Below are 12,125 nucleotides of genomic sequence, written 5' to 3'. Positions count from 1 at the left end.
TCGCTACGCGTCGGTGAGCCGGACGAGGTCCTTTTCGACGAGCTCTACGAGCAGGTCCTCGACATCTGATCGACACCGGTCGCGGTCGACCTCGTACGCGTCGACGACCTCTCGACAGAGCTCATCGACCGATCGCGGCTCTTGGAGGAGCTCCCACACGAACGTACCGACCTCGTTGAGCCCGTAGTACTTCCCGACATCCGGGTGGAGGATCACGGTTTCCCCGTCGATCGTCGTGGAGAGGGCGTCGTCGACGGCGACGACCGTCGTCTCTGTAGTCAGTGCGCTGGATTTCATCTGTGAGTTACCGGATCTAACTCACAGCCGCTCATAAATCCCGATGCCGGTAGTCAGGCGATGTCTACGGTGAGTATAATTAACGTTCACACATGGCAGATAATATATAGTATGTGACCCGGGTTCGGCGCCGGCTCCTGTGAAACGAGGAATGGAGCGTGGACGACGGAACGGCTACCGGCCCACGACTCGTTTGATCGTGCTGAAGAGGAGGTGGAACGGCCGAACGAGGTAATAAAGCGGGTACAGGCGAGGAGAGAGCGTCACCCACTCGTGATCCGCCTTCCGGGGCGCGAGGACCTCGTCAATACCGTCGGCGACCACGCCGGACATGCCGTCGTTTAAAAATATCGCGGTCGTAATAGGTTCGAGATTCGTCAGGTCTGCGGTCAGGTCTCGTCGGAGACGCGCAGCGGTCTGCTTCGCTCCCCAGGAACACAGCCGCGACGACTCGAGGCGGGGTCGTACCGCCGTCGGAGCCGAGAGCCCTGTTAGTTCGGTGAGAACGCCGATTCCGTACAGCACGGCGCGCAGCCAGCTGTACCGTTCCGCTCGCGCCAGCACCGCGTCCCAGTCGACATCCTGTCTACAGACCAGCGCGACGTCGTACACCCACGAGAGCCGTCGCCAGCCGTGTTTGGTCCCGTGAACGAGTAGCAGGAGCGCGCGGTCCTCCGGCGAAAGCACCGACAGACTCCGTCCGGTGAGGCTGGTCGGCGTCCGGCGCTCCCAGAAGTCCGAGAATATCTCGGTATCGGACCGGCTGCCGCCGATAAATCCGAATCGAAGCTCGACCGGGAGGCCCCCGTCAGGGTCGACGAATCGAAACTCTTTCCCCCACCGGAACACGGTCCCGTCGACAAGCCGATCGACCGGCACGTCCGCGAAGTTGATCCGCCGGTAGCCGCGTTGCTCGAGCAGGTCACAGGCCGCCGCCACCTCGTCCGCAGCGACGAGGAGGTCGAGATCGCCGAACGACCGATCGCCGACGGAGCCGTACGCCTCCGCTGCGAGGACCGGTCCTTTATACGGGAGCGCCGCGATATCATTCTCGCCGAACAGCTCGACGATGTCGTAGAGCTGTCTGCTGTGGCCGAGGTTCGCGACGGCGGTCTCGCGTTTGCGGGCCGAAAGCGCGGCGACGACCTCGTCTGGAGCCGTAATCGCCGCCTCGTTGAACGCGTGTTTGAGGACCGAACAGAGGCGGTGTCGAGCGACAAGATCGAGTATCACGTCCCAGTCCGGGCCGGCCGCAGCGATCTCGCAGAGTCGAGCGTCGACCTCATCGGCGTTCCCGATACGCCGGAGGAGACCGAGCACGAACTCCGTTTCCGGCGTCACTGACTCGGTAGTCGAACGTGATAGTCCCATCAGTCAGTCGAGTACGCACCCGCACACGGGCGAGACGTTCGTTTTCCACCCGAGTCGGATCCCGCGAACACAAGCCGGAAACGGGGATCCGGTTAACACGAACATGATGTCACACATGAACTGTTTTGCTACATAATAAACGTTCTCCGCGGTCACCGATGGCGCGGGCGGATGTGACCTCGGGAGTACTTCTATGTCCCCGCGGTGAGAAGAAAATGTATGGAGGCTTCCACTCGCGAGAAGCTGTCCGCGATTTACAGCGCCGCGAAGTTCCGCCCCCGACTCGGGGCCGCGATCGTCGTCTTGAGTCTCGTCACCGCGCTGCTCGAAGGGATCGGCCTCGGGTTTCTCCTCCCGATCATCGAGATCACGCAGTCACCGACGGACCCGGCCAACGCGGAGGGGCTGCTCGGAACGTTCGTCCAGATCTACTCGCTCGTTGGGCTTCCGTTCACGCTCGAGTATCTAATCCTCGGCGTCGGTGCCGTCATGGGCGTTCGGTTCGGGTTGAGCTTTTTCACGGCGTGGCTCCGGGCGATTCTCGGCCGGGGGTATCAGCGGCACCTTCGACGGGATCTGTTCGAGGCGTTGATGTACGGACCGATCGAGTACCTCGACCGGCACGGATCAGACGACTTACTAAACAGTCTGGTTACCGAGACGAACCGGTCCGCGGGCATCGCTATGGCGGCGTTCAACATCGTCGAGGTCCTGCTACGCGGTATAATTTATTTCGCTGTCGCCGCAGTCCTCGCTCCGACGCTGACGATGATCGCGGCCGTCAGCCTCGGGATCAGCACGTTCGCGGTCAGATACGGACTCGAGCCTGCGTACACTGCGGGCGATGATGTCGCGGAGGCGAACGAGCGGTTCCAAACGATCGCACAGACCAGCACGCAGGGAATGCGGGACGTTCGCCTGTTTAATATGCGGCCGTCTCTGATGGAGCGAATGCGCACTGTCCTCGACGCGTTCGTCCGCGACAGCGTCAGGCTACAGCGGAATCAGGCCGCGTTACAGAACCTCAATCAGTTCACGAACGCGGTAGTCGTCTTCGGACTCGTCTACGTCGGGTTTCAGTACACGGCGCTCTCGTTGGGAGAACTCGGTGTGTTCCTGTTCGCCGTATTTCGGCTGTCACCGGTCGTGAACCAGGTCAACACGATGACCTACCAGCTGGACGGCCAACTGCCGCATTTCATACGCGTGCGGTCTCGGATAGCGGAACTCGGCGAGACGGAGGTCCCCGACGCCGACGGCGACACGCCGGTCGATACCGTCCGCGAGGTCCGGGTCGACGACGTCTCGTTCGCCTACGAGGACGAGCGCGTGCTCGACGGGGTCGCGTTCGGCGTCGGAGTGGGAGAGAAGGTCGCGCTCGTCGGTCCGTCGGGCGCCGGGAAGTCGACGATCGTCTCGCTGCTCGGGCGGCTCCAGACCCCGGACGAGGGCCGGATCCTCGCGGACGACACCCCCATCGACGAGCTCGACGTCGAGCAGTGGCGCGAGCGACTCGCGGTCGTGCGCCAAGCGCCGTTCCTGTTCGACGACACCCTCGTAGAAAACGTGAAAATCGGTAATCAGGACGCGACGCGCAGGGAAGTCGAGCGAGCATGCGAAATCGCGCAAGTGACGGAGTTCCTCCCGGAACTCCCGGACGGCTACGACACGGAACTCGGCGAGGACGGGACTCGGCTCTCCGGGGGGCAGAAACAGCGGGTCGCCATCGCGCGAGCCCTGCTCAAGGACGCCGACGTCCTCGTCCTCGACGAGGCGACGAGCGAGCTCGATTCGAACATCGAACGCGACGTGTACAAAGGGATCAGGGATCGAGAAAGCGAGTACGCGACGATCAGTATCGCACACGACCTGTCAACCATCGACGACGCCGACCGGATATACACGCTTGTCGACGGGAGCGTCACGGAGAACGGGACCCACGAGCAGCTCCTGTCGGACGACGGAACGTACGCGGAGCTGTACGCCACCCAGACGTGACGAGGAAACCCGCTGGAGGCGAAAGTCTGATACGTGTTTGATAAAAAATCCATTTATCCGGTACACTCATCCGACTATACGCAGAGTGAGAGGCATGTGCGGCATTGGCACAGACCAGACCATCCCACTGGAGGCGCTTCCGCTCCGGTCGGAGAGCGTTCTCACGCTCGTCGACGGGGACGGCGTAATCAGGTACAGTAGTGCCTCGGCGGAACGCGTCCTCGAACACGATCAAGACGAGTTGGTAGGCGAACACGTCACCGAACGCGCACATCCCGACGACCGCCCGCGGGTCTCCGAGATGGTGCAAGCACTGACCGGAGAGAAAGAGCAAGCGGACAGGTCAGTCGAGTATCGATACGAAAAGGGAGACGGAACGTACGAGCGGGTCGAATCCGTCGGATCGCCGCAGCCCACCGACGAGGGATTGTACCTGATAACGACGAGGGACGTCACAGGTCAAGCGGTGACCGATAGGGACGCCGAGGCGAGAGAGGAGTTCGACGAGTTCACGAAAGTGGTGAGCCACGACCTCCGAAACCCGCTCAACGTGGCCTCGGGGCACGTGGAGTTACTGTACGAAGACGTAGCAGAACAGAACGAAGACTACCGTCAGCGGCTCAGGAAGGTGATGTACGCCCACGATCGGATGGAAGCGCTCATCGAGAACCTCTTGACGCTCGCCCGAAGCGGGGGAGAGGTCGACGCCGCAGAGTGGATAGCGTTCGACTCACTGTGTCAACGGTGTTGGCAGAACGTGTCGACCGCGAACGCGGAGCTCGTGGTCGAGTTCGACGGCGAGGTCCGGGCCGACGCGTCGCGGCTCCAGCAGATCGTCGAAAACCTCGTTCGGAACGCCGTCGAACACGGCGGCGAAGACGTGACGGTGACGATCGGCGAGACGGACGACGGCTTTTACGTCGCCGACGACGGTGCGGGCATTCCGGACGAGATGAAAGACCGGGTGTTCCAGAACGGATTCTCGACGCTTTCCGACGGGACCGGATTCGGCCTCGCGATCGTGAGCGAAATCGCTGACGCCCACGGCTGGGAGGTCGAGGTGACGGTGAGTCAGGGCGGCGGCGCGAGGTTCGAGATCGCCGGCGTCGAACGCCGATAACGCGAGCGGCGGCGCACCCGAACCGGGGAGGCGAGTGAGGGACGAACGATACCAGCGACGCGTATCGAGCGCCGTCGATCGCCTCGTCAGGCCGCCGAGACCCGGTCGTCGACCGCGCTCATGAAGAACGCGTTGAACACGGTCTGGACGCCGAGAATCATCACCGTGAGCGCGATGACGTGTCCCGGGGTCGCAGCGACGAGGGCGACGTTCCCTGTGGCCCACCCAATCGCACCCCAGGTGAGATACAGCGCGCCGGCCGTGAACGCGACCAAGCCGACCGTCGAGAGCCGTTCGAGGTTCATCCGTTGAATGACGGTCTCGGTGACGACGTCGTTCGGGCGCTGGATCGGATCGCTCGCCAGCGTGGCGAAGACGCCCATGTTCGCGGCCTGATAGCCGACGAGCACGAGCAGCGAGCCGGTGATCGCTGCCGTGGTCCCGAGCGAGACGCCGCCGAGCGTGACCCCGGTGGTGCCGGACAGCAACAGCGAGAGCCCGGCGATCCCGAGAACGGCACCGGGGAGCGAGAACAGGTAGTTCGGCGCGTTCAGGAGCATGAACCGAACGTGGCGCCAGCCGTCGCGGAAGCTCTCCAGCGTGGCCTCGCCTTCCCGCTCGTGGTACGTGATGGGGATTTCCTTGATCGTGAGGTCGCGCGCGCCCGCGTCCATGATCATTTCGGAGGCGAACTCCATGCCCGTCGTCTCGAGGTCGAGTTCGTCGAGGACGTCGGCGTGAAACGCTCGGAACCCGGAGTGCGCATCGCTGACACCCGCTCCGTAGAACACGTTCAAGAACTTCGTCAACAGCGGGTTACCCACGTGTTCGTGGAGCGCCGGCATGGCGCCGTCCTTGATGTCGCCCTCCAGGCGACTCCCCATGACCATGTCGGCGTCGCCCTCAACGACCTGTTTCAACAGTCGCGGGAACTGTTCGAAGTCGTACGTGGTGTCGGCGTCGCCGATGATGATGTACTCCCCGCGACAGCGCGCGAAGGCGTACCGGTAGGCGTACCCGTAGCCGGGCTCGTCCGGCTCGACGACGACCGCGCCCTCTTCGCGCGCGATGTCGGGGGTACGGTCGGTCGAATCGTCGCTGATGACGACCTCAGTCCGGTAGCCGGACCGTCGCACCGCGGCCTTGACGAGGTCGATACACTCAGCGACGCCCTCCTCTTCGTTCATCGTCGGCATGACGACGCTGACCGTCGGGTCCACGTCGGCCTCCGGCCCGACGAGAAGCGACTCCGGCTCGTCGGGCTGCTGTACTGGGGTTACTGACTGCGTGCCTCGTGCGTCTGTCGACGTCATTAGGTTGATTTGGTGGCTTCTGCGTTCGGGACACATGGAGACGGCGTCACGCGCCGGTATCGAGATCGTGCCGTCGCCGATCGGAACGGCTCTTGGGCGCTCCGGTCTCAGGCGAACGGGTCACAGTCCATGCGAGTCTATCACTAGAGTAACTCCCGAGACTCGTATAAAAATATTTGTAATAAACCACCTAATCTGTCGGTGTGTGCCGAACGTCTGATCTACTGGGCCGTTATTTGGACAAATATGGACTCGGAACGCTGTGATGCGACGACGACAACTGTTGGCTGGGGTTGTCGTGGTCTCGATGGGAGCCACGAGAGTCGAAGTCGCGTCCACCGACGGATACGGTGCCGGTGGCGGGTACGGGGAGAACGGGTACGGTGAGTGAGAGCACCGATACGGACGGGTTGTGACTCGGCTGCGGTCGGAAACGGCAAAACGAGCCGTGGGAGAACCGCGACGGCTACTGGGTGACGAGATACGGTTCACAGACGCGGTGGACGCCCTCTTCGAACGGAATCCGCGGCTCCCACCCCGTCGCCTCGCGGATCCGAGAGATGTCGGCACACGTGTCGTGGACGTAGTTGTTCAAGGGGATCGGTTCGTACTCTGGCTCGACGGCGGTGCCGAGCACGTCGTTGATCAGCTCGACCATCTCGTTGAACGAGTACGGGTCGCCGGTGCCGAGGTTGTACACGCCCGCGAGGTCGTGATCGGCCGCCGTCTCGAGTCCGCGAACGATATCGTCCACGTGAGTGAAATCACGGGTTTGCGAGCCGTCACCCCACAATACCGGGGATTCACCGGCCGCGATTTTGTCCGCGAACTGCGAGACCGTGTTCGCGTACTCGCCTTTGTGCGCTTCGTTGCCGCTGTAGCCTTGGTACACCGAGAAAAATCGCATGCCAGCGAGCGAGAGCCCGTCGTAGAAGTTGTTGTAGTACTCGGCGTATCGCTCTCGGCCGAGCATCGACGCGTCGTAGCCGGTCGCCGCGTCGAGGTCCATGTCCTCGGGGCTGGGTTCGGTTCGACTGCCGTACGCCGACGAGGTCGAGGCGTACACGATCGTGTCACAGCCGTCCGCGTACGCCTGTTCGACGACGTTCACGAACCCCTCGATGTTTACGCGGGCGCCCTCGCGGGGGTTCTCCTCGAGCATCTGCCGGGACGAGAGCGCGGCGAGATGAAAGACGACGTCGACGTCCGTTGGGAGTTCCTCGTCGAGCACGTCCGCCTCGACGTACTCGACGCCGTCGTCGAGATTGTCGGGCGTGCCGAGGTAGCCGTTATCGAGGGCGACGACGTCGTTGTCCAACGCGAGGGTGTTCGCGAGGTTCGAACCGATGAATCCTGCTCCGCCGGTGACGAGAATGCGTCTGTCTTTCATACACGTAACGCAGTCACCTAGCGGGCATAAAAATCTAGTGTGAGCAACGGCACTGAGCCGCGGTGTTGGGGATTGTGGCGGTTCGACAGGAGAGCGGCCGCCCCACTCATACGTGTGGCACGTCCCGCGGCCCTCGTGGAAAACACGCGAGCGGCCCGTCTCGGTCGTACTCTCCTTTCACCGATAAATACACCAGATATTAGAAACATCCGCACATACAAGATAAACAACCATTACAGACGTATGGGCGTAAACTATTGAGAAGCGGTAACAAGTGTCTGCTGTCCAACTGACGTATAACCATTACGGTCATACGGGTGTAAATGTGGGTTCGTAAACTACCGCGGTGTTCGAAACGACGTTCGATTCGGTCGGGGATGAGGACGAACGACTGCGGATACCGAATCAAACGTCGGAGTGAACCGTGGACGTGGGTGTCGAGAGAGTGTGCGCGAGATCGGTGTCAGTTCACGGGTCCGGTGCGGCAGTTGGACCGGGCGTCCGCACCGGCGGCAGAGCGAGACTGGGGTTCCCGAGGAGCAGAGTCGGGGAAAACAGAAAACACCGGCACGGACCGCGCTACATGTAGCCGAGGTCACGCAACCGCTCCATCAGGTCCTCCTTGTCCTGCGCGCGACCGGCCCGTTCGGTCGTGTTCTGGAGGTCCTGTTTCCACGCCGGGACGCTCTCCGTCTTTTCCGTACTGACTTCGCTGCCGAGCGAACGGAACCCGGCGAAGTATTTAGGCGAGATGGGAATCTCGTCCTGACTGACGCCGTCGGGGAGGTCGTCGTCGGTGTCAGGGACGTAGCCGTCGTCCGGGAACGCCGTCACCGTGTCGGGGACGACGTAGCTCCAGAACACGTCCCAGACGTCGGCTTCGTCGAACTGGAGGATCGGCTGGATCCGGTCGTGCGGCGGGTAGATCTCCGGGTCGTGGCGCGGAGAGAAGAACGTCTCGTCGGCGCGGGCGTCCTGTTCGTCCCACCGGATCCCCGAGATAACCCCGTCGATGTCGTACTCTTCTAAGGCGTCGTTCAACGCGACGGTCTTCAGCAGGTGGTTGCCGACGTAGGTGTCGAGCAGGAACGGGAAGGTGTCCTCCTCGTACTCGAGGATGTCCCGAACGTGGTGTTTGTTGTGGTCCGAAAGCGCCGAGACGGGGATCTCGTCGCCGGGCGTGAGCCCCTGCGCTTCGGCGTAGGCGCCCACGTCCTCGTTGCGCGCGAACACGATTTCGACGCCCCACTCGTCGGCCCAGTGTTCAACGAAGTCGATGATCTCGTCGAAGTGCTGGTAGTGGTCGATGAAGACGGCGGTGGGCTTCTCGTAGCCGTACTTTTCTGCGACCTGGTTGATGAAGTACAGCGTCAGCGTGGAGTCTTTCCCCCCGGTCCACATCACCGCGGGGTTGTCGTACTCCTCGAGCCCGGTTTTGGTGACGTCGATCGCCTTCTCGATTTTGTGCTGGAGCGACGGGTAATCGGCCGGGCCCTCGCCTTCGCCGTCGGTATACGATACATCGACATCGACTGAGGTGTCGGCTGCCATACGACTAGTGCTTTCACCGAATAAAAAGAGTCTTTCCGTGTTTGGACAGTCGCTAATACCCCAGTTTTTACACAGTCTCGGAAAATATATGAGACTAAATGGAAGATTTGCTGATTGCTGGAGTGTTTCTCGCCGCATTTGTTGGCATAAACATTGGCGGGTCGTCGACCGGTGTCGCGTTCGGGCCGGCGATCGGAGCAAACGCAATCACACAGGTTGGTGCCGGCGTGTTGATGAGTATCAGTGCGATTATCGGTGGGTGGACCATCGGTCGCAACGTGGTAACGACAGTCGGGAACGATATCGTCGCAACCCCTGTTTTTAGCCTCTCAGCGGGCTTCATCGTCTTAGCGTGTATCGGCCTGACGTTGCTCGTGGCAAACGTTCTGGGCATTCCCACGTCAACATCGATGGTCGCGGTTGGTGCCATGGTTGGAATGGGAATTGGCAACGCGGGTGTTGAGTGGGGAGTGCTTGTCAGAATCGCACGGTGGTGGGTCGTCGCACCATTGCTCGCGTTCGGGATTGCCGCGGCGATAGGCCGGTGGAAGTACGACGAAATTGCGGCCTTCGGAGGGATTTCGGAGCCAACGACGAGTCCAGTGACACTGCGTTGGACAGCGGGACGGCCGGAGCTGGAGATCGCTGAGGACGCATCGAGTTCTGATATCTGGTCAACCGTGCTGCTCCTGGTGATTGCGTGTTATATGGGGTTCTCTGCGGGAGCCAGCAACGTCGCAAACGCTGTGGCACCGCTCGTTGGGAGCGGAATGGTCTCGCTTGATGCCGCTATCCTCGTCGCAGTTGGCGCGATATCGTTCGGTGCCTTCACAATTGCCCGTCGAACCATGGCGACAGTCGGAAGCGATCTAACAGCGTTACCAATGACAGCGGCTGTCGTCGTGGCGACGATCGGCGCAACAATCACGACTGGACTATCATACCTTGGAATTCCGGCCAGTCTCGCGCTCTCGACTGTCACAGCAATCATCGGATTGGGATGGGGCCGAGCACAGCGGGGCAAGTCTCGCGTTGCGCCCTCGCCACCGGCGACTCGTGAAGAGACGGTTCGGTGTGAAAAAACACCGTCCTACGCTGTTCACCCCTCGGCAGTGACGCTTTTCCAAGGGTCGATGGTTGCCCGAGTACTCGCTGTCTGGATGATTGCTCCACTCGCTGCTGGAGGGGCTGCGCTTGCTGTGACAATCTCACTGTTGTGAAAGCGTCGATATGGTAAACAACTAGCTCAAATTACACGTATACAAGGCTATTTATTACTGCGTCTGTGGCTTCCGGTATGGGACTTTTCGATAAACTCGGGGGCGACTCGAGCGGTCGTGTCGTCTTCCTCGGGATTGATGGAGTGCCGTATGAGCTTATTGACGAACATCCTGAGGTCTTCCCAAACCTCACTGAGATTGCTGAGTCTGGGAGCGGTGGGCAGATGTCCAGCATTGTCCCGCCCGAGTCAAGCGCCTGCTGGCCAGCGTTAACTACGGGAACAAACCCCGGAAAAACTGGCGTATACGGGTTTCAAGACCGTGACCCAGGGAGCTATGAGACGTATGTGCCGATGGGAAGTCACGTGAGCGCCCCACGTGTATGGGACATGGTGACAGATGAGGGCCGGGACGCGTCTGTGTTCAACGTCCCCGTGACGTTTCCGCCGTCGACACGGATCCAACGACACGTGTCGGGTTTCTTGTCTCCCTCAATCGAGAAGGCTACCGGCGATGGAGATGTTCAGCAAGTTGTGGAGGGGTTCGGGTACCAAATCGATGTGAACGCAAAATTAGGCCATGACAATGATAAATCTGAGTTCATCCGTGATGCCGAAAAGACGATTTCAGCACGCCACAAAACGTTCCGACATTATCTTCAGAAAGATGATTGGGACCTCTTTTTCGGGGTCTACATGACGACCGACCGGGTGAATCATTTCCTGTTTGGTGATTACGCAACCGACGGAGAGTATGCTGACGAGTTCCTCGATTTCTACCAAACACTTGATGCGTATATCGGAGAGGTTCGACAGTTAATCGATTCGGAGACAACGCTGATCGTCGCGTCCGACCACGGGTTTACTCACCTAACGCATGAGGTGTATCTCAACAAATGGCTCGAAGAGGAGGGATGGCTTGAGTACGCGACCGAGGATCACGACGAGTTGGGAGATATTAACAGCACGACGCGGGCGTATTCGTTGATTCCTGGTCGTGTGTTCCTCAACCTAGCTGGTCGAGAACCAGATGGAGCAGTCCCAGACGCCGAGTATGAGTCTGTTCGTGATGATCTAATTGCGGACCTCGAAGAATTAACTGGGCCAGATGGACGGAACGTCTGTCGCCGGATTGTTCGCGGAGAGGATGCGTTCAGTGGCGGCGACACAGAGATTGCGCCGGATCTGGTCATCATTCCGGCCGACGGATACGATCTGAAAGCCGGATTCACGGATAAGGACGAAGTGTTTGGGACGGGACCAAGAAACGGGATGCACAAATTTGAGAACGCGTGTCTGTTTTCGACGGACCCAGACCTAGCGTTAACGGACGTTGATTTGCTCGATATCGTCCCGACAATTCTTGAGTTGATGAATGTCGATGTCGACGGCGAACGATTAGACGGAACATCGTTGGTCGCGTGACGCCCTGAGCAGCGGCCCACATTGCTCAGCCACACCTGAAAAACACAGAATATAATCCACGTAGAGATGACGTGCGATCGGCCACTCGTCACAAAAATGCCGTTAGAGGAGTTAACCCAAGCAAAAATATTATACAGCAGCATGGGAGATATGAAGAACATGGCCGAAAAAACAGACGCCCCGCGCTGTAAGTGCGGCAAAATACTAGGCCGGGGGATCTCAGCACGGAGTCTCTGTGCCGAATGCCGCTCAAAAAAGAAGGCGACATAGTAACGAATGCCTCACTCGTCGGCTGAAGCCAATAAATTCGCTCCCCAATCACCAGTAGCCTCAGATCAAGAGTCTCGCCCAACCGAACCACCACTCTTATTGAGTAGAGAAAGGCCGCATCGGCCCGATCAAAAGCTCAAGAAGCAAACTGTACTTATGTTGTCGCGAGAG

9 protein-coding genes are annotated in these 12,125 nt (G+C 60.3%); 4 read left to right on the top strand and 5 right to left on the bottom strand.

What is annotated here, in order from left to right; genetic code table 11:
• Positions 1-3 precede the first annotated feature (3 nt).
• Positions 4-297, bottom strand: coding sequence for a PqqD family protein (locus tag EXE41_RS06275; RefSeq protein ID WP_137690549.1), 294 nt, complete (start codon positions 295-297; stop codon positions 4-6).
• A gap of 174 nt (positions 298-471) precedes the next feature.
• Complete coding sequence (locus EXE41_RS06270; protein WP_158294394.1) at positions 472-1,638, bottom strand: nucleotidyltransferase family protein; 1,167 nt, start codon at positions 1,636-1,638, stop codon at positions 472-474.
• 249 nt (positions 1,639-1,887) lie between these two features.
• On the opposite strand from EXE41_RS06270, the gene EXE41_RS06265 reads away from it, so the two are divergent.
• Both EXE41_RS06265 and EXE41_RS06260 read left to right on the top strand, forming a co-directional pair.
• On the top strand, positions 1,888-3,666 hold the full coding sequence (locus tag EXE41_RS06265; RefSeq protein WP_137690547.1) for an ABC transporter ATP-binding protein: 1,779 nt from the start codon (positions 1,888-1,890) through the stop codon (positions 3,664-3,666).
• A gap of 94 nt (positions 3,667-3,760) precedes the next feature.
• Positions 3,761-4,786, top strand: coding sequence for a HAMP domain-containing sensor histidine kinase (locus EXE41_RS06260; protein WP_137690546.1), 1,026 nt, complete (start codon positions 3,761-3,763; stop codon positions 4,784-4,786).
• An 86-nt stretch (positions 4,787-4,872) separates the two neighbouring features.
• On the opposite strand, the gene EXE41_RS06255 is transcribed toward EXE41_RS06260, so the two are convergent.
• From EXE41_RS06255 to EXE41_RS06245, 3 genes are all read right to left on the bottom strand, one after another.
• Complete coding sequence (locus EXE41_RS06255; protein WP_275938158.1) at positions 4,873-6,099, bottom strand: glycosyltransferase family 2 protein; 1,227 nt, start codon at positions 6,097-6,099, stop codon at positions 4,873-4,875.
• A gap of 466 nt (positions 6,100-6,565) precedes the next feature.
• Positions 6,566-7,489 (bottom strand): NAD-dependent epimerase/dehydratase family protein, encoded by a 924-nt coding sequence (locus EXE41_RS06250; RefSeq protein WP_137690545.1) that lies wholly within the window; start codon positions 7,487-7,489, stop codon positions 6,566-6,568.
• 579 nt (positions 7,490-8,068) lie between these two features.
• The gene (locus EXE41_RS06245) at positions 8,069-9,040 is read right to left on the bottom strand and encodes a phosphoadenosine phosphosulfate reductase family protein (protein WP_137690544.1); all 972 of its coding nucleotides are present in this window, start codon (positions 9,038-9,040) and stop codon (positions 8,069-8,071) included.
• 98 nt (positions 9,041-9,138) lie between these two features.
• Between EXE41_RS06245 and EXE41_RS06240 the strand changes: the two genes are divergently transcribed.
• Both EXE41_RS06240 and EXE41_RS06235 read left to right on the top strand, forming a co-directional pair.
• The gene (locus EXE41_RS06240; protein WP_137690543.1) at positions 9,139-10,260 is read left to right on the top strand and encodes an inorganic phosphate transporter; all 1,122 of its coding nucleotides are present in this window, start codon (positions 9,139-9,141) and stop codon (positions 10,258-10,260) included.
• A gap of 77 nt (positions 10,261-10,337) precedes the next feature.
• A complete protein-coding gene (locus EXE41_RS06235; RefSeq protein WP_094583222.1) occupies positions 10,338-11,684 on the top strand; it encodes an alkaline phosphatase family protein in 1,347 nt (448 codons plus the stop codon).
• Positions 11,685-12,125 lie beyond the last annotated feature (441 nt).

It is taken from the genome of Halorubrum sp. SD690R (assembly GCF_005435035.1).
Taxonomy (GTDB): domain Archaea; phylum Halobacteriota; class Halobacteria; order Halobacteriales; family Haloferacaceae; genus Halorubrum; species Halorubrum ezzemoulense.
This window is presented reverse-complemented; position numbering and strand designations above follow the sequence as displayed.

Coding starts and splice junctions, on each gene's coding strand:
- EXE41_RS06260 (WP_137690546.1), top strand. CDS start 3,761: ATGTGCGGCATTGGCACAGACCAGACCATCCCACTGGAGGCGCTTCCG.
- EXE41_RS06250 (WP_137690545.1), bottom strand. CDS start 7,489: ATGAAAGACAGACGCATTCTCGTCACCGGCGGAGCAGGATTCATCGGT.
- EXE41_RS06240 (WP_137690543.1), top strand. CDS start 9,139: ATGGAAGATTTGCTGATTGCTGGAGTGTTTCTCGCCGCATTTGTTGGC.
- EXE41_RS06265 (WP_137690547.1), top strand. CDS start 1,888: ATGGAGGCTTCCACTCGCGAGAAGCTGTCCGCGATTTACAGCGCCGCG.
- EXE41_RS06245 (WP_137690544.1), bottom strand. CDS start 9,040: ATGGCAGCCGACACCTCAGTCGATGTCGATGTATCGTATACCGACGGC.
- EXE41_RS06255 (WP_275938158.1), bottom strand. CDS start 6,099: ATGACGTCGACAGACGCACGAGGCACGCAGTCAGTAACCCCAGTACAG.
- EXE41_RS06275 (WP_137690549.1), bottom strand. CDS start 297: ATGAAATCCAGCGCACTGACTACAGAGACGACGGTCGTCGCCGTCGAC.
- EXE41_RS06235 (WP_094583222.1), top strand. CDS start 10,338: ATGGGACTTTTCGATAAACTCGGGGGCGACTCGAGCGGTCGTGTCGTC.